The 25960-nt window shown below is 62.9% G+C and carries 24 protein-coding genes; 10 read left to right on the top strand and 14 right to left on the bottom strand.

What is annotated here, in order from left to right; all coding sequences use genetic code 11:
- Positions 1-34: 34 nt before the first annotated feature.
- From hisIE to VOI18_RS03825, 7 genes are read right to left on the bottom strand one after another with little or no spacing between them, the layout of a single operon-like run.
- Complete coding sequence (gene hisIE, locus VOI18_RS03855; protein ID WP_323761095.1) at positions 35-661, bottom strand: bifunctional phosphoribosyl-AMP cyclohydrolase/phosphoribosyl-ATP diphosphatase HisIE; 627 nt, start codon at positions 659-661, stop codon at positions 35-37.
- Positions 658-1425, bottom strand: coding sequence for an imidazole glycerol phosphate synthase subunit HisF (hisF, locus tag VOI18_RS03850; protein ID WP_323761094.1), 768 nt, complete (start codon positions 1423-1425; stop codon positions 658-660). Before hisF ends, hisIE begins: the two co-directional genes overlap by 4 nt.
- Positions 1407-2141, bottom strand: coding sequence for a 1-(5-phosphoribosyl)-5-[(5-phosphoribosylamino)methylideneamino]imidazole-4-carboxamide isomerase (gene hisA, locus VOI18_RS03845; protein ID WP_323761093.1), 735 nt, complete (start codon positions 2139-2141; stop codon positions 1407-1409). Before hisA ends, hisF begins: the two co-directional genes overlap by 19 nt.
- Positions 2138-2737, bottom strand: a complete 600-nt coding sequence (gene hisH / locus VOI18_RS03840) for an imidazole glycerol phosphate synthase subunit HisH (protein ID WP_323761092.1) — start codon at positions 2735-2737, stop codon at positions 2138-2140. The genes hisA and hisH overlap by 4 nt, the downstream gene beginning before the upstream one ends.
- Positions 2734-4629 (bottom strand): histidinol dehydrogenase, encoded by a 1896-nt coding sequence (hisD, locus tag VOI18_RS03835; protein ID WP_323761091.1) that lies wholly within the window; start codon positions 4627-4629, stop codon positions 2734-2736. Before hisD ends, hisH begins: the two co-directional genes overlap by 4 nt.
- Before the next feature lie 10 nt (positions 4630-4639).
- Positions 4640-5524: an ATP phosphoribosyltransferase gene (gene hisG, locus VOI18_RS03830; protein WP_323761090.1), complete on the bottom strand. Its 885-nt coding sequence runs from the start codon at positions 5522-5524 to the stop codon at positions 4640-4642.
- Positions 5521-5838, bottom strand: a complete 318-nt coding sequence (locus VOI18_RS03825; protein ID WP_323761089.1) for a YerC/YecD family TrpR-related protein — start codon at positions 5836-5838, stop codon at positions 5521-5523. Before VOI18_RS03825 ends, hisG begins: the two co-directional genes overlap by 4 nt.
- 142 nt (positions 5839-5980) lie before the next feature.
- On the opposite strand from VOI18_RS03825, the gene VOI18_RS03820 reads away from it, so the two are divergent.
- A complete protein-coding gene (locus tag VOI18_RS03820) occupies positions 5981-6295 on the top strand; it encodes a metalloregulator ArsR/SmtB family transcription factor (RefSeq protein WP_323761088.1) in 315 nt (104 codons plus the stop codon).
- Here VOI18_RS03820 and VOI18_RS03815 read toward each other — a convergent pair.
- Positions 6292-6819 carry a rhodanese-like domain-containing protein gene (locus VOI18_RS03815; protein WP_323761087.1) on the bottom strand — a complete coding sequence of 176 codons (528 nt, stop codon included), beginning with the start codon at positions 6817-6819 and terminating at the stop codon, positions 6292-6294. The two genes, VOI18_RS03820 and VOI18_RS03815, sit on opposite strands and share 4 nt — an antisense overlap.
- Before the next feature lie 131 nt (positions 6820-6950).
- On the opposite strand from VOI18_RS03815, the gene VOI18_RS03810 reads away from it, so the two are divergent.
- From VOI18_RS03810 to VOI18_RS03795, 4 genes are all read left to right on the top strand, one after another.
- Complete coding sequence (locus VOI18_RS03810; protein WP_323761086.1) at positions 6951-7820, top strand: MBL fold metallo-hydrolase; 870 nt, start codon at positions 6951-6953, stop codon at positions 7818-7820.
- Positions 7810-9573, top strand: coding sequence for a SulP family inorganic anion transporter (locus tag VOI18_RS03805; protein WP_323761085.1), 1764 nt, complete (start codon positions 7810-7812; stop codon positions 9571-9573). The genes VOI18_RS03810 and VOI18_RS03805 overlap by 11 nt, the downstream gene beginning before the upstream one ends.
- 97 nt (positions 9574-9670) lie before the next feature.
- Positions 9671-11626 carry an acetate--CoA ligase gene (gene acs / locus VOI18_RS03800; protein ID WP_323761084.1) on the top strand — a complete coding sequence of 652 codons (1956 nt, stop codon included), beginning with the start codon at positions 9671-9673 and terminating at the stop codon, positions 11624-11626.
- Positions 11623-12141, top strand: a complete 519-nt coding sequence (locus tag VOI18_RS03795; protein WP_323761083.1) for a hypothetical protein — start codon at positions 11623-11625, stop codon at positions 12139-12141. Before acs ends, VOI18_RS03795 begins: the two co-directional genes overlap by 4 nt.
- A gap of 276 nt (positions 12142-12417) precedes the next feature.
- On the opposite strand, the gene aceB is transcribed toward VOI18_RS03795, so the two are convergent.
- Together aceB and aceA are read right to left on the bottom strand one after the other, a co-directional pair.
- Entirely contained in the window at positions 12418-14061 is a 1644-nt protein-coding gene (gene aceB, locus VOI18_RS03790; RefSeq protein ID WP_323761082.1) for a malate synthase A, read from the bottom strand.
- Positions 14062-14143: 82 nt separating this feature from the next.
- Positions 14144-15430, bottom strand: a complete 1287-nt coding sequence (gene aceA, locus VOI18_RS03785) for an isocitrate lyase (RefSeq protein ID WP_323761081.1) — start codon at positions 15428-15430, stop codon at positions 14144-14146.
- 159 nt (positions 15431-15589) lie between these two features.
- On the opposite strand from aceA, the gene VOI18_RS03780 reads away from it, so the two are divergent.
- The 4 genes from VOI18_RS03780 to VOI18_RS03765 all read left to right on the top strand — a co-directional run bounded on the left by VOI18_RS03780 (position 15590) and on the right by VOI18_RS03765 (position 18494).
- A complete protein-coding gene (locus VOI18_RS03780; RefSeq protein ID WP_323761080.1) occupies positions 15590-17020 on the top strand; it encodes a helix-turn-helix domain-containing protein in 1431 nt (476 codons plus the stop codon).
- 11 nt (positions 17021-17031) lie between these two features.
- Positions 17032-17652 carry a suppressor of fused domain protein gene (locus VOI18_RS03775; RefSeq protein WP_323761079.1) on the top strand — a complete coding sequence of 207 codons (621 nt, stop codon included), beginning with the start codon at positions 17032-17034 and terminating at the stop codon, positions 17650-17652.
- Between the two features lie 306 nt (positions 17653-17958).
- Entirely contained in the window at positions 17959-18207 is a 249-nt protein-coding gene (locus VOI18_RS03770) for a type II toxin-antitoxin system ParD family antitoxin (protein ID WP_323761078.1), read from the top strand.
- On the top strand, positions 18204-18494 hold the full coding sequence (locus VOI18_RS03765; RefSeq protein ID WP_011643568.1) for a type II toxin-antitoxin system RelE/ParE family toxin: 291 nt from the start codon (positions 18204-18206) through the stop codon (positions 18492-18494). The genes VOI18_RS03770 and VOI18_RS03765 overlap by 4 nt, the downstream gene beginning before the upstream one ends.
- Positions 18495-18573: 79 nt before the next feature.
- On the opposite strand, the gene VOI18_RS03760 is transcribed toward VOI18_RS03765, so the two are convergent.
- Complete coding sequence (locus VOI18_RS03760; RefSeq protein WP_323761077.1) at positions 18574-19665, bottom strand: ferritin-like domain-containing protein; 1092 nt, start codon at positions 19663-19665, stop codon at positions 18574-18576.
- 388 nt (positions 19666-20053) lie between these two features.
- On the opposite strand from VOI18_RS03760, the gene VOI18_RS03755 reads away from it, so the two are divergent.
- Positions 20054-20968, top strand: coding sequence for a PAS domain-containing protein (locus VOI18_RS03755; RefSeq protein WP_323761076.1), 915 nt, complete (start codon positions 20054-20056; stop codon positions 20966-20968).
- Positions 20969-21660: 692 nt separating this feature from the next.
- Here the strand turns inward: VOI18_RS03755 and VOI18_RS03750 are convergent.
- From VOI18_RS03750 to VOI18_RS03740, 3 genes are all read right to left on the bottom strand, one after another.
- Complete coding sequence (locus VOI18_RS03750) at positions 21661-22599, bottom strand: sterol desaturase family protein (protein ID WP_323761075.1); 939 nt, start codon at positions 22597-22599, stop codon at positions 21661-21663.
- 2 nt (positions 22600-22601) lie between these two features.
- A complete protein-coding gene (locus VOI18_RS03745; protein WP_323761074.1) occupies positions 22602-23030 on the bottom strand; it encodes a hypothetical protein in 429 nt (142 codons plus the stop codon).
- Positions 23031-23111: 81 nt separating this feature from the next.
- Positions 23112-25832, bottom strand: coding sequence for a TonB-dependent receptor (locus VOI18_RS03740; RefSeq protein WP_323761073.1), 2721 nt, complete (start codon positions 25830-25832; stop codon positions 23112-23114).
- Positions 25833-25960: the final 128 nt, after the last annotated feature.

Raw genomic sequence — 25960 nt, 5'->3', positions numbered from 1 at the left:
GCGAGCCAAGCCGACGCCGTGAGCCGCTGCACCATCAATCCGGCTTCGACGCCCGGACCGCGTGACGGGTGCGCAGGACATCGACAACTTCATCCAGGCCCAGCTCGCGGGATTCCAGCAGCACCATCAGGTGGAAGAGCAGGTCTGCGGCTTCGCCGGTCAGCGCCTCCTTGCTCTCGGACACGGCGGCCATGGCCACTTCAACGCCCTCCTCACCGACCTTCTGGGCCGGGCGTTTGGGCGCTTTTGCCATCAGGCTGCCGACATAGGAGCCCTTGGTCTTGTCCTTCTTGCGCTTGCGGATGATGGCCCGCAAATGGGCCAGGAAACCCAGCCCCGGCCCCGGATCATCACCAAAACAGCTGACCGTGCCGGTGTGGCATGCGGGGCCCTTCGGCTTGACCTCGACCAGCAGCGCATCGCTGTCGCAATCGGCCGCCAGAGAGACCAGCTTGAAGGTATTGCCGGAGGTCTCGCCCTTCTTCCACAGGCGCTGCTTGGAGCGCGAGAAGAAATGGACCTTGCCGGACTTGATGGTCTCCGCGAGCGCCTCGGCATTCATGTAGCCCAGCATCAGTACCTGCCGGGTCGCCGCGTCCTGGATGATCGCCGGGATCAGGCCGTCGCCCTTCTTCCAGTCGAGCGTCTTTTCATCAATCATGGTCTGACCCTGATTCCTTCACCATCAAGCCAGGCCTTCAACTGCCCGATCTCGATGACCCCCTTGTGAAACACGCTGGCGGCCAGCGCACCATCGACCTTGGCAAGTTCGAACACGGATTTGAAGTGCTCTTTCCGTCCGGCGCCGCCTGAAGCGATCAAAGGTGTGGAACACACGCCGCGCGCTGCTTCCAATTGCTCGATGTCATAGCCGTCGCGGACACCATCCTGGTCCATGCAGTTAAGCACGACCTCGCCGGCGCCGCGGTCGACGCCCTCGGCGATCCAGTCGAGGGTGCGGCGGTGTCCGGCAAAGCTCTTGTCCGGATCGCCGGTATATTGATGCACCCGCCAGGCGCCTTCGATCATGCGGCTGTCGACGCCCAGCACCACGCACTGGCTGCCGAACTCGGCGGCAAGGCGATCAATGATGGTCGGGTCCTCGAGCGCGGGCGTGTTGACCGAAATCTTGTCGGCGCCGGCAAACAGGCGGGCCCGGGCCTCATCCACCGAGCGGATCCCACCGGCGACACAAAAGGGAATGTCCAGTTCGCGGGCGACAGCGCTGACCCAGGCCGGCTCGATCGTCTCGCCACGCGCGCTGGCGGCGATGTCATAGAAGACCAGCTCGTCGGCCCCTTCACGGGCATAGCGCCGGGCCAGGTCGACGATGTCGCCGACATCCTCGTGATCACGGAAGCGGACACCCTTGACCACGCGCCCGTCGCGGACGTCGAGACAGGGAATTATGCGTCGCGCAAGCATGCGATCGCCTCCCCGACCGTGAAGCGGCCTTCATAAAGGGCCTTGCCGGTGATGGCGCCCGCCGCCCCGGCCGCCCGCGCGGCGCGCAGATCGTCGAGTGAGGACACGCCGCCGGAGGCCTGCCAGTCAATCGTCGGGTAGTCTGTCGCCAGCCGCTTGTAGAGTGCAATGTTGGGACCGGAAAGGTCGCCATCGCGACCGATATCGGTGACCAGGGCATGGGCGAGCCCGGTACCCTCATAAGCCGCGATCACATCGTCCAGGGCGGTGTCGGCCATGTCGGTCCAGCCCTTCAGCGCCGGACGGTATTGGCCGCCGACCTGGCGCACATCGAGGGCCAGCGTGATCCGGTCAGCGCCATAGTGCTGCAACCAGCCGGCAACCCGCTTGCTGTCCGTGACGGCCAGCGAGCCGATGATGACCCGCTCGACACCGGCGGCCAGCAACGCCTCGATGTCCTCGCCCGAACGCACGCCGCCACCCGTTTGTACCCGCAGGCCGGTCTCGCACAGCGAGCGGATCAGCGCGCCCTGTCGCCGGGCGCCATCACGGGCTCCGCTGAGATCGACGATGTGGACCCAGACGGCGCCCGCCTCACCGAATTGTTCAGCAACGCGTTTCGGGTCATCGCCATAGTCGGTCACGGCATCAAAGGCGCCCTTGTGCAGACGCACGACACGGCCGTCCAGAAGATCAATTGCTGGATAAAGTATCATGCCGAACTCTTTGCAAAGTTTGTCAAAATTCGCGCCCCGACAACACCGGAACGCTCGGGATGGAACTGGCAGCCGGCGACATTCCCCTTGCGGACGATCGCTGAAACCTCACTGCCATATCGGGAGTTCGCCCGCGTATGGGAGCCCACCGGCGCGAAAAACCCGTGCACGAAATAGACATGGGCACCCCTCTTCACGCCAGCGAGCAGCGGTTCTGCCCCCGGCGTAAAATCCAGCGTGTTCCAGCCCATGTGAGGCCACACGCCATCATCTGGCCGCGGCAGTTTCTCGATGCCCCCCGGGATCAGCCCCAAACACTCGACATCCCCCTCGGCCGAGCGCTCGAACAGGAGCTGCATGCCCAGGCAAATGCCCAGAACCGGACGGGTTTCGGCTTTCAATGCGGTGTCCCATCCACGCGCCTGCAACTGCGCCATGGCGGGTCCGGCCGCGCCGACGCCGGGCAGGATGAGCCGTTCACAGGCCGCACCCTCGTCCGGACGCGTGACGACCCGGTAGGACAGCATTGCCCGCTCCAGGGCAAAGCGAACCGACGCCAGATTGGCGCAACCGGTATCGATCACTCCGATGGTCATGCCAGCATGCCCTTGGTTGACGGCAGCGCGTCGCCCTCGACCCGCAACGCCTGGCGCAGGGCGCGCCCGAAGGCCTTGAAACACCCCTCGACCATGTGGTGTGCATTCTCGCCCTCCACCTTGACGTGGATCGCCGCGCCGAGGCTCTCTGCAATCGAGCGGAATGCGTGGGCCGTCATCTCGACCGGAAACTCACCGACAAACTCACCGGGTATCTCACCCTCGAACTTCGCAAAGGGACGACCGGACAGGTCGATCCAGGCCGCCGCGCGGCTCTCATCCATCGGCAGTTCGAAGCCAAACCGGCCAAGTCCGCGCTTGTCACCCAGGGCAGCGCGCAGGGCTTCGCCGAAGGTCAGGCAGACATCCTCAATGGTGTGGTGTCCGTCGATCTCCAGATCACCCTCGACCGCAACATCCAGGGCAAAGCCACCGTGACGGGCGACCTGGTCCAGCATGTGATCGAAATAGCCGATCCCTGTGGCGATGCGGATCGGTCCATCGCGGTCCAGATTGACGGTGACCGTCACATCGGTCTCCTTGGTCTTGCGCCGCTTGGTACCGGCACGCGGCCCGGCTAGCGGCGCGGTGTCGTCCGTGCTGGCACGCTCGCGCCGCAAACGCATTGCGAGGCCGTGCGCGTCGAGTTGCTCGAGCGCTGCCAGACGTTCGACCGTCGGGGCAATGGCAACGGCGCCGGCTTCACTGGCACGCAGAATGGTGGTGGTCTTCTGGAAACTCTCTACCGACACACCCCCATGCGCCCGCGCCGCACCGGCGGTGGGCAGGGTGTGGTTGGGGCCAGCGGCATAATCGCCGACCGCTTCAGGCGTCCAGGCACCGACAAAGATCGAACCGGCGTGACGCACACCGGCCAGCAGGCGTTCGGCGGACTCGGCCTGCAGGATCAGGTGTTCCGGGGCGTATCTATTGGCGATCTCAATGGCGTCATCGACGCTGTCGCAGACCAGGATGCTGGACGCAGCCAGAGCCTCGCGCGCGATTTCAGCGCGGGGCAGGTCCTCGAGCAGGGTCGAGACGGACGCAGTCACCCGTTCCGCCGTTTCGGCGTCAAAACAGACCAGCACGACCTGGGCAGAGGGGTCATGCTCGGCCTGGCTCAACAGGTCGCTGGCGACGAGATCCGGATCGGCGGTTTCATCGGCGATCACCATGACCTCGCTCGGCCCCGCGGGCAGGTCGACCGCCGGGCCGCCGGGAAGACTGCTGACATAGGCCTTTGCCGCAGCAACATAGGCATTGCCCGGTCCGAAAATCTTGTCAGCCCGCGGCAATCCCGCGGCCCCGAAAGACAACGCCGCGATCGCTTGCGCCCCGCCGATGGCGTAGACCTCGTCCAGGCCCAACAGGTCTGCGGTGGCCAGAAGCGCAGGATTGACACCCTCCGTCCCGGCGGGCGGCGCGACAACAACAATGCGCGGCACGCCAGCCAGTTGGGCGGGAACCGCCAACATCATCAGCGAGGAGACCAGCGGCGCCGAGCCGGCCGGGACATAGAGGGCCGCTGTATCGACCGGCGTGGCACGGCGAGACGCCGTGACGCCGGGCCAGGTTTCGACGCTATAGCCACGATAACCTTGCTGGACATGGAAACGACGCACGGCATCCGCCGCCGCCTTGATGGCCTCGGCATCGAGGGGGTCGAGTGCGGCCCGTGCCGCTCCCAAATCGCTTGCGGGCACCCGGAAATCTTCCGGCGCGAACCCATCCAGACGCTTGGCATAGGCTCTCACGGCCGCGTCGCCCTGATCACGGATGGCATCAACGATGTCGCGAGCAGCCGGCGCGGCTGAGGTGTTGCTGGCCGGTCGTGCCAGGGCACGCGCCCGCGCCTCGGGTGACGCGGCAGTCCAGTTGAGAATGTCGAGCATGGTCGTTGCCTCAGGCGAGCATTTTTTCAATCGGCAGGACAAGGATGGCGCGCGCGCCCTCTTTTTCCAGGGCTTCAAGGGTCTCCCAGAAGACCCGCTCCCGGCACACGGCGTGGACAGCGACGACATCTTCACGGCCGGCCACCTTGGCGATGGTCGGCGCATCGGCGCCCGGCAGCAACGCGCGGATAGCTTCAAGCCGGTCCGTCGGTGCATTGAGCATGATGTATTTGGTCTGGGAGGACGCAATCACCCCCTCGGACCGGCGCATCAGGATGTTGGCGATGGCATCGGTGTCGGCTGGCCGGTCCGACTTGCGGCGGATCAGAACCGCCTCGCTGCGCAGCACGGTTTCAAACGGCTTGAGGCCATTGGCCTGCAGCGTCGCCCCCGATGACACCAGGTCACAGATCGCGTCGGCGATCCGCAGGCGCGGCGCGACCTCGACCGATCCGCGCATCTCGACGATCTCGGCCTTGACGCCGCGATCGGCGAGATATTGAGCCGTCAGCGCCGGATAGGACGTCGCCACCGCCTTTCCCTCCAGGTCAGCGACCGTTCGGATGGCGCCATCCTCCGGCGCGGCGAGCTTCAGCGTGCACCCGGCAAAACCAAGGCGCAGGGCGACTTCGAGTTCGCGGGCGCGGCCTCCGGCGGCCTGCTCCTCGGCAAGCACATTCTCGCCGACAATCCCGTAGTCACAGGCACCGCTGCCGACAAAGTTCGGGATGTCGTCATCGCGGACCAGCATCAGATCGACCGGCATGTTCTCGGCCCGCTGGTGCAGCTTGTCACGGCCATAGGCGAAGCGGAGTCCGCAACGCTTGAGGAGGTCCATCCCTCCTTCGGCCAGTCGGCCCTTACTTTGAACGGCAATACGCAATCGGGACGTCACGATCCGGTCTCCTTGAGTCGGTTGAGGATGGTCCGGTAGCCCTGCCAGGGCTCCTGGCTGAGAAAACGGGCGACGCGGGTCACAGTGGTGGTGCTGGCCCCGGTCATCTCGGATATTTCGCGATAGGAGTGGCCGCCCTCGGCCAGCAGACCCGCCACGCGCCAGCGCTCGGCCAGCGTCTTCATCTCGCCGGGTGTCAGCAGATCGCGCAGGAAACGATCCGCCTCCTCGGCATTCCTCAAGGCGAGAATGGCGGCGCTCAGGGCGCTTAGATCTGTCGGGCCGTCAGGACGGCCCGGAACGGGATCGGTCATGGTTGTGTCTCCTTGGGAGCGGATATAGCGTGTTAGCGCGCTAACACAATGACCAATCGCACACCCGAAGACTTCCTTGCGACATTGCTGATTATCCGGCCTGATCCTATATGTGCAGAGCTACGCAATTAACGGATCGCCCATGCAGTATGATGAAATGAAACCGATGGCGGAGACGGTGGCCGATCTGATGAAGACGCTCGCGCACCCCAACCGCCTGCTGGCGCTGTGCGCAATGATGGAGAAAGAGCGCTCGGTCGGCGAGCTGGCAGCAGCCTTGGGCATGCGCGACCAGGCCATGTCGCAGCAATTGGCCATCCTGCGCAACAAGGGTCTGGTCTCCACACGGCGAGACGGCCAGACCATCTATTATGGCCTGGCCGATACGCGGATCGAGACAGTGATGTCGGCGCTATACGCGACCTATTGCGCGCCAGGCGATTACAGCGCGCCTTAACCCGGACGAAATCCGAGCTTGGCGAAGACCGAGCTGGCCGGACAGAATCCGGTGAAGCTGGCTTGCAACAACATGGCACTGACACCGCCGCCCAGGATCAACCAAAGCGGCGTGAAGGCGACCGACAGGCCAATCGAGACCAGCACCAGGAAAGACGCCATGGCCATCACCGCCTGCTGGATCGTCATTCCGGTCGGCGCATCCTCGGCCCGTTCCGTGCCCAGCTTGGCCGCTTTCCAGCCAAGAATGCCGCCTTTTACATGCCCGGCGACCTCGACCCCTTCCGCCTTGCACATGTCCAGGGCGCGGGCAGACCGCCCCCCCGATTTGCAATGCAGTACAACCGCGCGATCTCCGCTCTTGGGCAGGTGCGCCGGCTTGAAGCAGGACAGCGGTGCCAGAATGGCCCCTGGAATGCGTTCGTCTGCGAACTCACCCGGTTCACGCACATCGATCAGTTGGTACCGTCCGGCCTCGAGGCCGGCCTGTATCTCGGCGGGTTCAATTTCCTTGTGGTCTGTCATAGTGATCATCCAATGATTGAGTCTGCCCTCACCGGGCTGTTGCACCTCGTATAATCGTACTTGCATAGTTTTGCAAATATATTATGTAAGAAGACCACACACGTTCAACAGACAACCCGAAAGGCCGGGCCATGACCCAGACACCCACTGTCAAAGCCTTCTTCGATGAAGACACGTTTACCGTCAGCTATGTCGTCTCGGATCCTGAAACCGGCAAGGCGGCCATCATTGATTCGGTGCTTGATTTCGACCCGGCATCCGGCCGCACGGCGACCCGTTCCGCCAACGCGCTCCTCGACCATGTCCGCCGGGAAAACCTGACGATCGACTGGATCCTCGAGACACACGTCCATGCCGACCACCTCTCCGCGGCGCCCTATCTGGCGCGGGAAACAGGCGGGCGGATCGGTATCGGCTCCCACGTTACGCATGTTCAGGCCGTTTTCGGAGACCTGTTCGACGCCGGCGCAGATTTCGCCCGTGACGGATCGCAATTCGGGCATTTGTTCCAGGACGGCGAGCGGTTCTCGATTGGATCCATCGAGGCCGATGCCATTTACACGCCCGGACATACTCCCGCCTGCATGGTCTACCATATCGGCGACGTGGCCTTTGTCGGGGACACACTGTTCATGCCCGATTTCGGGACCGCCCGTTGCGACTTTCCTGGCGGCGATGCCAGGGCGCTGTACCGATCCATCCAGAAAATCTTCGCATTGCCAGACGCGACCAAGCTTTACATGTGTCATGACTACAAGGCCCCCGGTCGCGATCATTTCGCCTGGGAAACAACTGTTGCAGAACAAAAGGCCCGCAACATTCACGTCCACAGCGGCACGACCGAGGACCAGTTCGTTGCCATGCGTACAGCCCGCGACGCCGAACTCGCCATGCCGCGCCTGATATTGCCGTCCGTGCAGGTCAATATGCGCGCCGGCAATCTGCCGGAACCGGAAGAAAATGGCCGGCGCTATCTGAAAATCCCGCTGGATGCGGTCTGAGCCGGTGGGCTGGCTGCGTCGCATCCTGCCAGGGCTTGAATGGCTTGACGGCTATGACGGCAAACGTTTGACCCAGGATGGCCTGGCCAGCCTGGTCACGGCCATTTTGCTGATCCCGCAAAGCCTCGCCTATGCCCTGCTTGCCGGTCTGCCGCCGCAGGCGGGATTATACGCGTCCATTGCCCCCCTGCTCGCCTATGCCCTGTTCGGCTCCAGCCGCGTCCTGGCAGTCGGCCCGGTGGCGGTGATTTCGCTGATGACCGCAGCCGCGATCGGCTCGCTCGGCCTGACCGATCCGGTTGACCTGATGGCCGCGGCCGGTGCCCTCGCCTTGCTGTCGAGCGTCTTTTTGCTGCTGTTCGGCGTCCTCCGTCTCGGCAGCGTCGCCAATTTCCTGTCCCGCCCGGTGGTGGAAGCCTTCATCACGGCATCGACCGTCCTTATCATTGCCAGCCAGTTGCGCCATTTTTTCGGCGTGGAGATGGAGGGCGCCACGATTCCGGAACTCGTGGTCTCGCTGGTCCGCCATTTCGACGGCATCAACACCACCGCCCTGGCCATGGGTGTGGCCAGCCTGGCCTTCCTGCTCCTGTCCCGCTCACTGCTGCCCAATTTGCTCAAACGGATCGGATTGACCGCCTCGTTGGTCAGCATCCTGACCCGGATTGCTCCGGCCGCGCTGGTTGCCCTTACAGCCCTGACAGCCTGGACCTTTGGCCTGGAGGAGCGCGCCGGTCTGTCGATCGTTGGCGAGCTGCCGTCCGGCCTGCCACCCTTCGCTTTTCCGATCGTGCCGCTGGAGACCTGGCGGGCGCTGATCGGGCCGGCGGCGCTGATATCGCTGGTCGGCTTTGTCGAGAGTGTGTCGGTGGGGCAGTCGCTCGCCGCGCGGCGCCGCGAGACCATCAATCCGAACCGGGAATTACTCGGCCTCGGCGCAGCCAATGCCGCTGCGGCCTTCACGGGCGGCTATCCGGTCACCGGGGGTTTCGCGCGATCCGTGGTCAATGAATCGGCGGGTGCCGAAACGCCGATCGCCGGTGTCTTCACCGCGATCATCATACTGCTCGTTGCCGCTTTCCTGACGCCGCTTTTCCATCACCTGCCCAAAGCTGCGCTGGCCGCGACCATTCTGGCGGCGATCTGGCGGATGGCGAATTTTCATGACGCCTGGCAGGCCTGGAAATATTCGCATGCCGATGGCGCTGCAGCCTTCCTGACCCTGGTCGGCGTGCTCTTTCTCGGTGTCGAGATCGGCCTGACCCTTGGGGTCGCGCTGTCAGTCGGCCTTGTCCTGCAACGCTCGATGCGCCCCCACTGGGCCGAGGTCGGCCAGGTCCCCAACACCCATCATTTCCGCAATATCCACCGGCACGATGTGGTGTGTTCACCGCATGTGGTGTCCTTGCGGATCGATGAAGCCCTCTATTTCGCCAATGCCCGGTTCCTGGAGGACCTGGCGGGTCAGATCATTGCCCGGGAAAGCCGTCCGACCGACCTGGTCCTGCTGTTTCCCGCCGTCAATTTCGTCGATGCGAGCGCGCTCGGCAGCCTCAGGGTGATCAATGCCCGGCTCGGAGATGCCGGGGTCAGACTGCACCTGTCCGAGGTCAAGGGACCGGTAGCCGACAAGCTCCTGGAGGCCGGTTTCTACGAAGAATTGTCCGGCGAAGTCTTCCTGTCCCACTACGCTGCCATGCGCACGCTCGACCCGCAAACGACCCTGCGGGCCGAGGGCGTCGCGCCGGACTGACCGTCCACGACCTGCCTGAAGCCGGGTCGCCGGATTGCCTGCCCGGCTTGAATCGCTATCGTTCTGCGCAAACCTGAACACACGAGGCGATTCCGACATGTCCCACACCGATCAGAACACCGTCTTCCCGGTACCGGCGGATCGTGCCGCGACAGCCGGCATTGATGCCGGTCGCTATGCCGACATGTATCGCCGATCGATGGACACGCCTGACGTCTTCTGGCGTGAGGAAGCCAAGCGGATCGACTGGATCAAGCCCTTCAGCGAGATCTCTGATGTCAGCTGGAACAAGGATGACCTGCACATTCGCTGGTTTGCCGATGGCACCCTCAACGCCAGCGCCAATTGCATCGACCGCCACCTGCCCGAGCGGGCCGATGACACCGCCATCATCTGGGAGGGCGATGACCCGACCGTCGATGCAACCATCACCTTTGGCCAGTTGCATGAACGTGTGTGCCGCCTCGCCAACGGCCTCAAATCCGTTGGCGTGACGAAGGGAGACCGGGTCACGATCTACATGCCGATGATCCCGGAAGCCGCCTACGCCATGCTGGCCTGCGCCCGCATCGGTGCCGTGCACTCGGTGGTCTTCGGAGGCTTTTCGCCGGACGCGCTGGCCGGACGCATCACCGATTGCGAAAGCCGGTTTGTGATCACCGCCGATGAAGGCTTGCGAGGTTCCAGGCCGATCCCGCTCAAGGCCAATGTCGACAAGGCGGTCGCGACCGCCGGTATCGTGGACAAGGTGATCATGGTGAAACGCACGGGCGGTGCCGTCGACTGGGACGACAGCCGCGATGTCGCCTATGAGGCGCTGGTCGAGGCCGCCAGCCCGGATTGTCCGCCCGAACCGATGAATGCCGAGGACCCGCTTTTCATTCTCTACACCTCGGGGTCGACCGGAAAGCCCAAGGGCGTGCTGCACACCACCGGCGGTTACATGGTCTGGGCCTCGATGACCCATGAATACGTGTTCGACTACAAGCCCGACGAGATCTACTGGTGCACCGCCGATGTCGGTTGGGTCACCGGGCACACCTATATCGTCTACGGACCGCTCGCCAATGGCGCCACAACGCTGATGTTCGAGGGCGTGCCGACCTGGCCCGGACCGGACCGTCTGTGGCAGGTGGTCGACAAGCACCAGGTCAACACGCTCTACACCGCGCCCACCGCGATCCGCGCCCTGATGCGCGAAGGCGATGAACCGGTGAAGAAGCATTCGCGAGCCTCCTTGCGCCTGCTGGGCACGGTCGGCGAGCCCATCAACCCGGAAGCCTGGAACTGGTATTACAACGTCGTCGGCGACGGTCGCTGCCCGATCGTCGATACCTGGTGGCAGACCGAGACGGGTGGCGCGCTGATCACCCCCCTTCCCGGCGCCACCGCGCTCAAGCCCGGCTCGGCCACAACACCGATATTCGGCGTCGAGCCGGCGCTCATGGATGCCGAAGGGAAACGCATGGGTGACAACGGCGCGGCGGAGGGCAACCTGGTCATCTGCCGCTCCTGGCCCGGTCAGATGCGCACCATCTACGGCGACCACAACCGCTTCATCGAGACCTATTTCACGACCTATCCTGGCCATTATTTCACCGGCGACGGTGCCCGGCGCGACGAGGACGGCTATTGGTGGATCACCGGCCGCGTCGATGATGTGCTGAATGTCTCCGGGCACCGGCTGGGCACGGCAGAGATCGAGAGCGCCCTGGTCGCTCACAAGGATGTCGCCGAAGCGGCCGTGGTCGGTTACCCGCACGACCTCAAGGGTCAGGGCATCTATTGCTATGTGACCCTGATGGGCGGCCGCGTCGCCGCCGATGAAGATATCGACCAGCTCAAGAAATGGGTACGCCAGGAAATCGGCCCGGTGGCGACACCCGACCTGATCCAGTTCGCGCCGGCCCTGCCCAAGACCCGCTCGGGCAAGATCATGCGCCGCATCCTGCGCAAGATCGCCGAGAACGAGTTTGGCAATCTGGGAGACACGTCTACACTGGCCGACCCGGGCGTCGTTGATGACCTGATTGCAAACCGGAAAAACCGATGAAACGTGTTCTTGCTCTCGTCTCCACCACTACCGTGTTGGGTCTGTCCGCCTGTGCCACCGAAACCGTGCCCATGTGCCGGGCCCCGCAGGCGCATGAAATGGCGGCCTTTTCGGCCATTATCAGCCATAACGAGACGGCGGTCGCCGATGCGATGGCGCCGGGCCGGCTGCAAAACGCCTTCATCTCACGCGACCCGATGGTGCGCAGCCATGTCTGGGGCAGTGAGGGCAATACGCGCGGTACGGTGACCGGCATGCTCAGCCAGCCGCCGCTTTGCATTTTCGACGATCCCGGCTTTATGGCGACAGACGCATCACGCCAGATCCTGGTCTATCCGCAGCGCCGATACGCCCGGGTTGCCCCGGCCCCCGACACTCCGCTTCTCGACGCCCCCCTGCCCTGGGGCACCTATCGCGGCGATTACATGACCTGCCGCTTCGAGCAGACGGCGACCGGGTGGAAACTGGCCGATCTGTGTGGCTATCGGATGCCAGGCACGGGTGTGACGGGGTAGCCAGGCGCTGGTTACTCCCGGCGTTTGTCATCCCTGATGGACGCCCCGCAAAGGCGGGGCGAAAGTCAGGGACCTATGTGATTGCAACCAGTTAGGTCCCCGCCTTGCGTCCGGCCTTCGCCGGACAGAAGCCTGCGCCCGCGCAAGCGGGTGGCGGGGATGACAACCGAGCGAGCGACCAGGCGCCCCCCAAAACATACGGGGCCCGGGCCGGTCGTTTCGACCTCACCCGGACCCCGCGCCTGAGACGACCAACCGTCATCAGCCTGTTTGTGCTCAGTCCTCGAACTCCATCAGCTTCATCGGAGCCTTCAGGTCCTCGGTCAGGCGGTCATAGGCCGGCAGGGTCAGGAATTCGGCGAATTCCGTCGACAGGACCAGTCCGGTGAGGATATCGGCGGCGGCGCGGATGCGGTCGCACAGCTCGGTCTGGTCAGGAACTTCATCCTGGATCGCGGTGCAGATGTCCTCGATCTTGTTTTCCAGCATCGGACCGGTGAGCGCGGTGCCCTCGACCGTCGACTGGCCAAAAGTGCGCCACTGCCACAACTGGGCCCGTGCGATTTCGGCGGTAGCGGCGTCTTCCATCAGATTGCGGATCGGCACGGCTCCGCGACCACCCAGCCAGGCGGCGATATAGCGGATCGCCACGTCGATATTCTCATCGACACCGGCATCGGTGATGTCGCCAGCCGGGGCCTCGAGCAGTTGCTGCGTGGTGACCGGACGATCATGCGGATCGGCCGGGCGGTCCAGCTGGTTGGGGCCCTTCATGCGCTGGTTGAAAACCTCCATGGCGACGGGCACCAGATCCGGATGGGCGACCCAGGTGCCGTCATGGCCATTCTTCACTTCACGCAGCTTGTCCTCACGCACCTTCTCGGTCGCGGCAGCATTGGCGGCCGGATCATTCTTGACCGGAATGAAGGCCGACATGCCGCCCATGGCGTGGGCGCCGCGGCGGTGACAGACGGCCACCACGCGGCGCGAATAGGCGGCCATGAAAGGTGAGCTCATGGTTACCGCCGACCGGTCCGGCAGGACATGGTCCGGGCGTGACTTCAGGCGCTTGATATAGCTGAAGATATAATCCCAGCGGCCGCAATTGAGGCCGACGATATGATCTTTCAGCTCGTACAGGATCTCGTCCAGCTCGAAGGCCGCCGGCAGGGTCTCGATCAGCACCGTGGCGCGCAGCGTGCCGCGCTCCAGGCCCAGCTCGTCCTCGGCATGCTGGAAGACCAGGCTCCACAGGCGCGCTTCCAGCCGGCTTTCCAGCTTGGGCAGGTAGAAATACGGCGCCGTGCCGCGTTCCTTCAGGGCCGCGTGATTGTGGAAGACATAGAGGCCGAAATCAAACAGCGAACCGGAGATCGCCTGGCCGTTGACGTGGACATGGCGCTCGTCGAGATGCAGGCCGCGCGGACGGACGATCAGGACCGCGGCGTCATCCTTGACCTGATAGCGCTTGTTGTTCTTCGGATCGGTGAAATCAATCTCGCGGGTATTGGCGTCGCGCAGATTGATCTGGCCCTCGATCAGGTTCGACCACAGCGGCGATGTCGCGTCCTCGAAATCGGCCATGAAGCACTTGGCGCCGGAGTTGAGCGCGTTGACGACCATCTTGCGATCGACCGGGCCGGTAATCTCGACGCGGCGGTCCTGCAGGTCGGCCGGAGCCGGACGGACCTTCCATTCGCCTGAGCGGATATCGACGGTCTCGTGCGGGAACATCAGCAGCGCGCCCTGGTCCAGCTCGACCTGGCGCTCCTTGCGATAGCGCAACAGCGACTGGCGGCGCTTTTCAAAACGGCGGTGCAGGCCGGCCAGGAAACCGAGCGCTTCATGGCTAAGGATATCGCGATAGCCGGGCTCGAGATGGCCGAGGACTTCGACGCCGGAGGGGGCAATGAGGGTCATGTCAGTCTCCTGGATGGGGCGGAGAGAAAACCGGGGTGCGCTCGGAGGGATCGCACCCCGGCAAGGAGCAGTGAGTGAGGCGTTACTCGGCTGCGAACTGGGCTGACTCAGTGGATTCGCCCATGGCCGTGGTCGAGGCCTTGCCGCCGGAGATGGCCAGCGAGACCTTGTCGAAATAACCGGTGCCGACTTCGCGCTGGTGGCGCGTGGCGGTGTAGCCGTCGGTCTCGGAGGCGAACTCGGCCTGTTGCAGCTCGGAATAGGCGCCCATGCCGCGGGACTTGTAGCCGCGAGCCAGTTCGAACATGCCGTGGTTGAGCTGGTGGAAACCGGCCAGGGTCACGAACTGGAACTTGTAGCCCATGGCGCCGAGTTCCTGCTGGTAGGTTTCGATCGTGGCCTTGTCGAGATTGGCTTCCCAGTTGAAGGAGGGCGAGCAGTTATAGGCCATCATCTTGCCGGGGAATTCCTTCTGGATCGCTTCGGCGAAGCGGCGGGCCTCGTCGAGGTTCGGCTTGGAGGTTTCCCACCACAGCAGGTCGGCAATCTTGGCATAGGCCAGGCCGCGCTTGATGCAGTGATCAACACCAACGCCTTCTTTCAGGCGGAAGAAGCCTTCCGGGGTACGGCCGGCGTCGAAATCGATGAACTCGTGATCACGCTCGTCGATGTCGGAATTGATCAGGTTGGCAGATTCGGCGTCGGTCCGGGCGACGGTGATCGTGGAGACACCGAGGACATCCGCGGCGAGACGTGCTGCCGCGAGATTGCGCTCATGCTGGCTGGTGGGGATCAGGACCTTGCCGCCCAGATGGCCGCATTTCTTCTCGGCCGCGACCTGGTCTTCGAAATGGACGCCGGCAGCGCCCGCTTCGATGAAGGCCTTCATGATCTCAAAGCAGTTCAGCGTGCCACCAAAACCGGCTTCGGCATCGGCGACGATCGGAGCGAACCAGTCACGGCTAGCCTGACCGGTCTCGGAAACCTCGATCTGGTCGGCGCGTTGCAGGGCGCGGTTGATCTTCTTGGCCAGCTCCGGTGCCGAATTGGCCGGGTAAAGCGACTGGTCCGGATACATCGTGCCGGCGGTGTTGGCGTCGGCCGCGACCTGCCAACCGGACAGGTAGATGGCTTTCAACCCGGCGCGGACCATCTGCATGGCCTGGTTGCCCGACAGCGCGCCCAGCGCGTTGATATAGGGCTCGGTCTTCAGGAGCTCCCACAGCTTGTTGGCACCGCGCTCGGCCAGGGTCTGGCTGATGGTGACCGAGCCGCGCAGCTTTTGCACATCTTCGGGGGAGTAGGGACGCTCGATACCGTTGAAACGATCATCGGCCGTATTGGGGACCAGTTCCGCGAAAGTTGTCATTTTTGTCTCCGTTCCGGCTTGGCCGGTTTGGCTGGCTTGATATTGCCCTCAAGCTGTCAAACGGAACGGGGCCTGTCGATATGGCTTTTCCTATAAAGAGGTTTGCGTGTATGATCATTACATTGTGTTGATGTAAGTTTGTAAAATTTGGTACAAGACATGAGCGACAACCAGGCCTTTGAGAAGATCTTTGCCGGTGCCCGCCTGCGCCGCCTCCGGCGCGAACGCGGCATGACCCAGGCCGAGGCGGCCGAGGCGCTGGGCCTGTCGGCGAGCTATCTCAACCTCTTGGAACGCAATCAACGACCGGTCACGGCGCGGGTGCTGCTGGCCCTGGCGGAAGCCTTCGACGTGGATGTCCGCAGCTTTGCCAATGAGAGCGACCGGCAATTGATCGCCGATCTCACCGAGGCGGCTGCCGACCCGGTCCTGGCCGGTCTCGAGCTCGACCGCGTGGAACTCAACGAGCTCGCCGACAGCCAGCCGCGCGCCGCCGAGGCCCTCACCCGCCTGTTCCAGTCCTATCGGGAAATGGCCACGGCCACGGCCGATCTCGCCACGCGCATGTCCGGCCCCGGCGCGACAACGGGCGGCCCCGGCGCCGTTCTGGAATCTGTGCGCAATGCCATCGACGCCCACCACAATCACTTCCCCGACCTCGAGGAAGCCGCCGAGGCCCTGAGCGACCGGGCCGGTCTGCGCAGCCGCAATCGCGACCAGGCGCTGGCGACCTATCTGCAGGACCAGCACGGCTTTACCGTCCGGGTGCTGGACGAGGACGTGATGGCTGGCGCCCGCCGCCGACTGGATTTCCACGGTCGCCGCCTGCTGCTGTCCGAGACGATCGCGCCGGCATCGCGGGGCTTCCACATCGCCGTGGTCCTGGCCTCGCTGGAGCAGGCCGAGCTTCTGGATCGCCTGTGCGACCAGATCGCCCTGCCCTCAGCTGAAGGGCGGCGCCTCCTGCGCATCGGTCTGGCCAATTACTTCGCCGGCGCCGTGCAGATGCCCTATGCCGCGTTCCACAAGGCCGCCGAAGACAGTCGGTATCATCTCGGCGTGCTGCAACGCCGTTTCGAGGCCAGCTATGAACAGGTCTGCCATCGCCTGACCACGCTGCAGCGGCCGGGCGCGCGCGGCCTGCCCTTCTTCATGATCCGGGTCGATGCGGCGGGCAATGTCTCCAAGCGTTTTGGCGGCGGTATCATGCCCTTTGCCCGTGCCGGCGGCGGCTGTCCGAAATGGAATCTCTACGACGCCCTGCGCATGCCCGAGCGCATCCTGACCCAGTCCTTCGAGCTGCCCGATGGCACCCGCATGCTGTCGCTGGCCCGAGGCCAGTCAACGCAAGGCCCCACAGGCCAGCCGCCGGCCCTGCACGCGATCGCCCTGGGTTGTGACTGGGACAATGCCGGCAAGATCGCCCATGCCGACGGGATGAGCGACACCATCCCCGCCGCGATCGGCCTCGCCTGTCGCCTCTGCGACCGCGAAGACTGCGCCCAGCGCGCCTTCCCGCCCCTCAACCGCAAACTGACCATGGACCCGCACCAGCTGCGGGCTTCGCCCTATGCGTTCGGGGAGAGTTGAGGGAAAGCACGATGGAGGAACTCCGCAACTACACGACCGATGAATTTGAAGCGAAGCTCGGCCGAATTGAGAGAGGCTGGCGATTGCAGGAGTTCAACACCCATCAGCCTTTTCAAATCGTGGAAGTCGCATATCCGGACCCTGTCGCGGATCGGGCTTTTGCGACATTGGGCCTGAGCAATCTCCGCGTTTGCGCCTCGAACCCGAACCAAATGATCGGCACAGAACTCATTATCGGGCTTAGCCAGAAACACGCCGGGTCATGGGTGCTGCAAATGCTGGAGCGTCTGGCCAAATCCGTAATTGGCGGCGAAGACTCGGTCGGCCCAGGGTGGGGATCTAACCCAGTCGGCCCAGGTTGGGTATCTATGATTTTCGATCCATTGCCGACGGCCCCCTGGTTCGATCGCTTCTATTTGAGCGAGTTGAAGACAATTTCACCAAGCACCGGTGATAAAATCACACGCATCAACGACGTGTCGATCCTGTCTGTGGTGCCGATATCCGAGTCAGAACATGAATTCATTGCACAGAGCGGCAGCATCGAATTCGACCGGGCGCTGGCTAACTTGCGCGCCCATCCGTGGGACCTCGACCGAGCCCGAATACAGCGCGACTTGTCGCGACCATGACGACCAGGGGCGTTGCCCTATGCGTTTGGTCAGGATTGAATCCGCGGTCATTGCAAGGTCCTGACCGGAAGCGCCGAGCGCGCATCGCCCCATAAATCGCTTGCCGGGAGTAAGCCGTCTCCGCTTCTTCAACTCAAGGGGCAGACCCGCGCAGCGGCGGCTTCGCCGCCCTTGACTTGAAGAAGCGGAGACGGCCCGCTGGCTGACAAGCGATCTATGGGTCGACCCGCGCCTGCGCGGCCTTTTTGAACTAGCATCAGCCACACACCCCTCCTATATTCATTTTGAATATCCAGGAGCGCAATCATGGCATCGACCAGCCTCTCACTCGGCCCCCACTGGGAATCCTATATCCGCGATGAGGTGGCGAGCGGCCGCTATGGAACGGCCAGCGAAGTTGTCCGGGCAGCCCTGCGGGAGCTGGAGGGCCGCGGCGCGCGGCTTGCCGCCCTGCAACGCCATGTGCGCGAAGGCCTTGGTGAAGCCGAGCGCGAAGCCTTCGTTGGTGACTACGACATTGAAGCCCTCATCGCCGAGGCCGGGCGAGAGGCATGACACTCCGGGTGCGGCTTACGCCGCGCGGCGTTGCAGATATCAAGGCCATCGCTCGCTACACCACGCAGACGTGGGGCCATTCGCAGTGTCAGAGCTATTTGCGATCCCTGGACGACCGCTTCAGATGGCTCGCCGAACATCCGGCCTCCGGGCGACCGCGCGACGACGTCGCCGAAAGTTCCCGTTCATTCCGACACAACGCGCACATCGTTTTTTATCGCACCCGCGACGACGGTATTGACGTCCTCGCGGTCGTGCACAGCGCCATGGATATCGACGGCATCTGATCAACCCTCCCCCCAAAAGAAAAGGGCCCCGCATGATGCGGAGCCCCAATCCAGAAGTCAGTCGTGTAAGACAGCTCGCCTATTCGGCCATGCCGCCGACCGCATGGACATAGGCGGTACGGACGTCCTGGTGCTTGACGGTGTCGAGCTCGCGGGCGATTTCCTCGTCCTGCTTGGCGAGAGCGTCGAGGTCCTGGTCGGCATAGTGCAACACGCCCATATCGGCATAGGCCTTCTGGATCTTCGGTCCCCACAGGCCGATATCCTTGACCACCGGCACGATGCGCTGGAACAGCAGGGTCTTGAACAGCTGGTTCATTTCCGACTGCTCGGCCCAGGCGACGCATTCCTCGACCGGCAGGCCCATGACTTCATAGACCTCGCGCGCCTGGAAGCGGTCACGCATGTGGTAGCAGGCCTCGACCAGGAATTCCTCGCGCTCGTCACGCTCGGCCTGGGTCAAGTGCGGATAGTAATCGCGCAGTGACAGTCGACCAAAGGCGACATGACGCGCCTCGTCCTCCATCACATAGGCATTGACCATCTTGGCCAGCGGGTTCTGGGCCAGATCGCGGATCGTGCCGAACGCGGCCAGGGCCAGGCCTTCGATGACGACCTGCATGGCCAGATAGGTGAAGTCCCAGCGGCTGTCGCGCAGCGCCTCGTCGACCAGCTGGCGCAACGGCTCGGTCATCGGGTAGGCGACACCGAACTTCTTCATCAGGTTCTTGTAGGCCTCGACATGGCGCGCCTCGTCCATGACCTGGGTCGCGGCGTAGAATTTGGCGTCGAGATCGGGCACCGATTCCACGATCTTGGCGGCGCAGATCAGGGCCGCCTGCTCGCCCTGCATGAATTGCGAGATATTCCAGGCCTGGGCATGACGGCGGAACTCGATCTGTTCCTTCTTCGTCATCTTCTCCCACATTGGCGACCCGTGCAGCGCGATGCCTTCATCGGGCAATTGCATCGGGTTTTCCGGGTCCAGCTCCAGCGTCCAGTCGATGCGGTTGACCGCATCCCACTGCATGTCCTTGCCCTTCTGGTACAGGTGCATGAGGGTCGAGCGACCGTCGTCATACTCGAAATCAAAAGTGGCGTTGAATTGTTCCGGTATCGACCAATGCTTGTCGATGTCCGGCATCGGATAGAGCTCGCGAAGCGATGCCATGGCGCGTTACCTCCCCAGGAGCGACCAATCATGTCTCGTGCGTGTGCAGTCATCGCACACAGCGCTTTGGTGAACAATGTTCACAACACGAACGTCTGTCAAAACGGGTCGGTTGGCAAGTCCTGTCGAGATTGATTGGGGCAGGAAGCAACGAAACATACCCACCTGACAGGCTTGGGGCGTTGACCGGTCGGCCTGACTTTGACGGTCGCCAAGGGATGCACAATGCTCGCCTGGCCCCGGCGCCCGGGAGAAACATCGCCAAAAGCTCGACCCGGGATGACGAATCCTTCCCCTCGCCAATCTGGCGCCTGTGGCCGTGATGCGATAGAAGGAAACCGTCCGGCAAGACTACAGTGACATCACCTGTAGAATAAATGGGGCTAAGTTGGACCTGAAAGAGATCACATCGTCGCTTTACGACCACATGACGGACGCGGTCCTCATCACGGAAGGCAAACCGGTGAAGGGCCAGGGGCACCGTATCATATGGTGCAACAAGGCGTTCAGTGATCACTCCGGTTATCTATTATCGGACATTGTTGGTCAGACACCCAGTCTCCTCCAAGGTGTTGGCAGTAGCCGGGAAGCTCGCAAGCGGATGCGTGACGCGCTTTTTTCCGGACTCCATGTCCGGGAAGAAATCCTCAACTACACCAAGTCAGGGACGCCGTTCTGGAACGAGGTTGATATCGTACCCGTCATTGGTGCGAGTGGTGCCCCGGATTTCTTCGTCTCGGTCCAACGAGACATCACTGATCGCAAACGACGCGAGTTGGAGATCAGGGCGCTCAGACTATGTGCCGACTTCGCGAGTGATCGCGCACCATTTGTCGAAACGGCGGCAACCGTCCTCAGCGCGACACAAGTCGGTGTCTGGCAGTTGGAACTTGGAAACTCGTTGGTTCGCTGTGACAGACGCGCCGCCGAAATTCTCACCGGGACCGATTCGGTACACATCCACATCGATGACCTGCTTCACAACCTTCAAAGCGATGACAAAGAGGCCATTCGAAACCTGTTCCTGTCGGCCATGGAAGAACGGGCGCCCTTTTGCACAGTCGTCGGGTATCAGCGGCCAGACGGAAACAAGCGGGTCTTGAGGTTATGGGTCGATTTTCTGCTCATAGACGGTCGGCAAACCATGATGGGCGTGCTCGCCGATGTTACCAGCGGCTCCCAGCTCATCCGCTCATCTGGTTCGACCGCGGAACGAACTACCGGTGGAGCCGGCCAGGGCGAGACGTCCGCGCCCAATCGGTTGGGGCGTTCGCTTGCCGGTTTTCTGGGTCTGAGCCGATAAGACGAGACCAACGGTGCAACGGCCCCAAGCCACCGTCGCCATTCCCTTACCCTCAACCATGAGCCTGAAGAGCCGGTTACGGCCGGCTGGCCGACAGGAGCTTTATGGATCAATTCGCGCGACACGTTGGGGGGTCGGCAACAGGAACATCCACGACCTTTTGTCTCCGCGCGCAATTGCGCCGAAGTGTGGGAGGGAACGGGATGTCGGCGGACACCGGGGTGTCCTGTGGGTGGTCTGCGGTGTCCGTGATGTCCTCGACATCCCGTTCGCGAAGATTTCCCGGGCTGTCTCCACCCCGATTCCAATGCGTCAGGTAGATGGGGTCGGTCGTTTAGTGCCCCGCGACCTGGTCGCACGCCCTGCCGGAACATCGGGTTGTCACCCCCGACGCGCGGACAGGCTCCGCTCGTTTCCGGGCACAAGTGACTGAGCTCGTGCCTCCCGTCCCGAAAACCAAAGCCATTATCGCCTGGTGGCGAGGGGTGGGGATAAGTTTTCGCGGATTTTTGCTGACACGCACTTTCCCTCTCCCCCGGGAGAGGGTCAGGGTGAGGGGTAAATCCCGGTGAAAGCAGGAAAATTCCCCCCTCATCCGGCCTCCGGCCACCTTCTCCCAGGGGAGAAGGAAAGGGGTGCAGGGCGGGGATAGTTGGCGTGGATCAAGCAAGGGCGAGGTGCGGCCCAGGCCCCTATTCCGCGGCCTCGACGTCAGCCTCTGCCGCCTTGTCCTGCCGGGCCTGCCACTTGGCCTTGATCGTTGTCGACGTCTCACGCGACCCATCCGGCGACCAGCCGGGCGGGGCGAGCAGGAACATTGCCGCGTCCTTTGCAGACTTGGCCCCGGCCATGTCCTTCACGATGCCCATCCACTCATGCAGGCAGATCTTCAGCGGGTTGTAGGTGCCGAGATTTTTCACGATGCCGTAGCGGCAGGGCTCATCGTCGCGCTCGGCCTGGAAAGTGCCGAACATCTTGTCCCAGATGATGAAGATGCCGGCATAATTGCGGTCGAGATAGATGGGATTGGTCGCATGGTGGACACGGTGGTGGGAGGGTGTGTTGAACACCGCCTCGAACCAGGCCGGGCACCGCTTGATCGCCTCGGTATGGATCCAGAACTGGTAGATCAGGTTCAGCGCCCCCACGAAGGCCACCATGGCCGGGTGAAAGCCGAGAAAGACCATGGCCGAACCCAACCACAGGAATTTCAGCGTGAACGGGCTGATCCAGGGCTGACGCAGGGCGGTGGTCAGATTGTAGTGCTGGGACGAGTGATGGACCACATGGTCGGCCCAGAACCAGCGCACGGTGTGGGCCCACCGGTGTGACCAATAGTAGAGAAAATCGTCGAGGACAAAGGCGATCACCCAGACCCACCAGGCGAAGGAAATGTCCATCAACCGGTGTTCATAGACAAAGACCGACCAGCCCCCCAGCAACAGGCCGAAAATGATGCCGGAGACATTGTTGCCCAGGCCCATGACCAGGCTGGCGGCGGTGTCGCGGGTCTCGAACCGGGTCTTGCCGGTCAGGCGGGCATGGATCATCTCGGCGAACACCGAAATGGTGAAGAACGGGATCGCCAGGGTGATCGGGTTCCAGTTCTGGACAAAGGCGGGAACGTCCATGATCAGCTCCTGACAGCCGGCTGGAGGACGCACAGCCGCTCGGCCCACAGCGAGGCCTCGTCGGCCGTATGAAAGCGCAATCTGGCCGGCGCGAAAACAAAGTCATTGAGGCGCAGTCGAATGCTGTTGCCCTCGTCAACGGTCGCGTCCCGCACACTGCCGGGAACCAGATAGCGGATCACCAGGTCGCTGCCGCGGGCGACCAGCAGGCCGATGCAATCGCCAGAGCGCTCGGCGATCAAAGCGGCCTCTCCGTCGACCGCGAGAACACCCTCACCGGGGTCAAATCCGACCCGGTCGGCATCCAGCCTCCGGGCCGCATCTTCCAGATCGGTCAGGCGCGACGGTTGGCTGATCCCGAGCCAGGCATTGACAAGGACCATGGCGCTGACGCCGAGGACGGACCCGACCAACAGGTAGATGAGCGACATCTCTATGCTCCGCGTCAAACGAAAACGGGCGGAGGCCAATGGCCCCCGCCCGCAATCATACGCGTTTTTGAACGCTGTTCACTAGCCGCGAACACGCAGGGTGATGCCGTAGGTCTGCGGATCACCCGGATAGGCGTTGTAGCTGGTGCCAAGATAACCCACCGACGGGAAACCACCCTTGGTGTAGTTCTCGTCAAAGATGTTCCGGCCCCAGAGCTGAACCGCCCAGGCACCATTATCCGAGCCCAGCGTCACCGACGCATTGTAGAGCTGGAAGGCATCCTGGTTGGCGAAAGGCCGCGGATCCTGGCCGGTCGTGTGAGCGAACTCGGAGACATGGTTCATTTCGCCACGCCAGGACATTTCCATGCCGTCACCGACCTGATGGGTGTAGGTGGCCGTCAGGGCAGCGAGGAACTCGGAGTTGCCGCGGTCACGACCCGACAGGTCGTTGAACAGCGCCGTCACGCCAGCGCCATTGGTGCGCTCGGCACCGGGCACGCAAAGCGCGAAAGCCGGATCGGTGGAGTCGAAGCTGTCCGGGCAAGGCGCGTAGAGATACTCGCCATACTTGCTTTCGAACAGATAGGTGAAACCACCGGTGAACAGCAGGTTGTCGGTCGGAGCCCACTGACCTTCGAACTCGATCCCGGACACTTCGATCGAACCGGCATTTTCCAGCGCGAAGCCGTTGCCGACGAAGTTGTTGGTCTGGAAGTCGGTCACTTCCTGGCGGAAGTAAGCGGCTGCGTAGACGAAACGACCATCGTCAAACGAGCCCTTGGCACCGAATTCGATGTTCTCGGCGGTTTCTTCCTCGAACTCGAACACACCGGTAAAGGCGGCATTGGTCGAGACGTTGAAGCCACCCGGCTTGTAGCCCGTCGCATAGGACGCATAGACGTTGAAGGTGTCAGACACGTCGTAGGACAGGATGATATTGCCCGAGAAGTTGGAATCGCTGCGCGAGGTCGGGAAATTGCTCGCATTGACCGGCGGGAAGTTCTGGAAGGCGGTGAAGCCCAGCAGCGGGTTCAGGGCCGGGTTGGACGCCTGCGCTTCGGTCAGGGCCGTGGTCGGCGAGATGCCCAGCGCGAGCAGCGTGTTGAGCAGGGTCGGGTCGCCACCGATGGCTTCCGCCTGGGCCTGACCGAACAGGATGGACGGAACCAGGTAGGCACAGGCGTCACCGCCGATGACACCGAACAGGCCCGGATCACAGGTACCCGGCGTCACCAGACGCAGATCGCGCGCCAGGTCGACAAAAGAGAAGGCCGACATCGGGTCCGGCTGATTGATCGCCGTCACCATTTCCTTGTCTTCGTCGGAATAACGGCCACCCAAGGTGAGGGTGAACTGGTCGGTCAGGTGCCAGTCAACCGTACCGAAGGCCGACCAGGCCGTGGTGTCGTACTGGTAGCTCTCCGAGATCAGACCGTGCTGCGTGGAAATGAAGCCTTCGGTGGGTGTCGTCGGCAGGGCGCCATTGCCCGAAGCCAGCGGCACGAAACCGCCAACGCCGGCAGCCTGGTTCATATCGAGGAAGATCTCGAGCAGCGACACACCGCCGGTTCCGGCCGGCAGGCCGAAAGACGACACCAGGGCGGCAACGCTCGGCGCCGAGGCCGCATCGAAGAAGGTCCGCGCATCGGCGCCATAAGGCGTCGAATTGTCGTAGCTCAGCTCGTTGTTGTAGTAGAAGCCACCAAACATCCAGTCGACCGCATTGTCCCCGGTGGAGGTCACGCGGAACTCCTGGGTGAAGCTGTCATACTGGTTCTGGATCGAACGCCGGCTGACCAGGTCGAGATCCGAGAAATCGGCGTCGAAGTTCTGGTCCTCGTCATACTGACGGTAGGCGGTGATCGAGGTGAAGGTAAAGCCGTCGAAATCGTGCTCGATCTGGGCCGAAATACCTTGCGTGGTCAGGTCAGTGTTAAGATTGCCGTCAATCGCGATGGTGTCGCCGCCATTGACATCGGCCGGAACAGCCGTTCCGCCAAGACCCACGAGTGCCGCGAGGTCGATCGGATCATAGAAGGCGAACGGAGCCGCACAGCAATTCTCGTCGATCCGTCCCCAGTCAGCGATGATCCGCACTTCGGTGTTGTCGCCCGGATTGAACAGCAGCTGGCCGCGGAAGCTCATGCGGTCGCGATTGTTCGCCTCGCGCCCGTCGACGACATCGATATAGCCGTCATTCTGGTGCACATTGGCGTCAAGGCGGATCGCCATGTTGTCGGACAGCGGACCGGTCACGGTACCGCGCGCCTGGCGCATGCCGTAATTGCCGACCGTCACTTCACCGGCATAATTGGTGTCGAAGTCCGGTTCCATCGTGATGACACTGACAACGCCGGCCGGTGTGTTGCGGCCGAAAATCGTCGATTGCGGGCCACGGATGACCTCGATGCGCTCAACCGACATCAAGTCGTTGATCGCAGAGCCCGAACGCGGGCGATAGACACCGTCGATGAAAACACCGACGGACGGCTCAAGGCCGGGGTTGAAGCTTGAAGTACCGATGCCGCGAAGATTGAACTCGGTATTGGTCGAGGTCGCGAACTCGGAGACGCGGAGCGCCGGAACGAGGGTCTGCAAGTCGGCCGCGTCGCGGATCTGCGACTGCTCGAGTTGCTCGCCGGTGACAACGGCGACGGAGACCGGCGTGTCCTGAAGCGTCTGTTCGCGCTTTTGGGATGTCACGGTAATCACGTCGACCTGAGCCATTGCACTACCGGCAAAAAGCCCACTCAGAATTGCCGTCGTGCCCATCGCGACGGCTTTGGAAAACAGTTTCATTGGAATTTCTCCCCTGTGGCGCGGTTTTATAAGCCAACCATTCCGCGCACCTGTCCAATATATGAACACCGCTCGACACCTCTGTCAGCCGGTTTATCCCCGTCCCGCAAAAAACATGCCCGGCCTGA

The organism is Maricaulis sp., from assembly GCF_034670125.1.
Classification (GTDB): Bacteria; Pseudomonadota; Alphaproteobacteria; order Caulobacterales; family Maricaulaceae; genus Maricaulis.
This window is presented reverse-complemented; position numbering and strand designations above follow the sequence as displayed.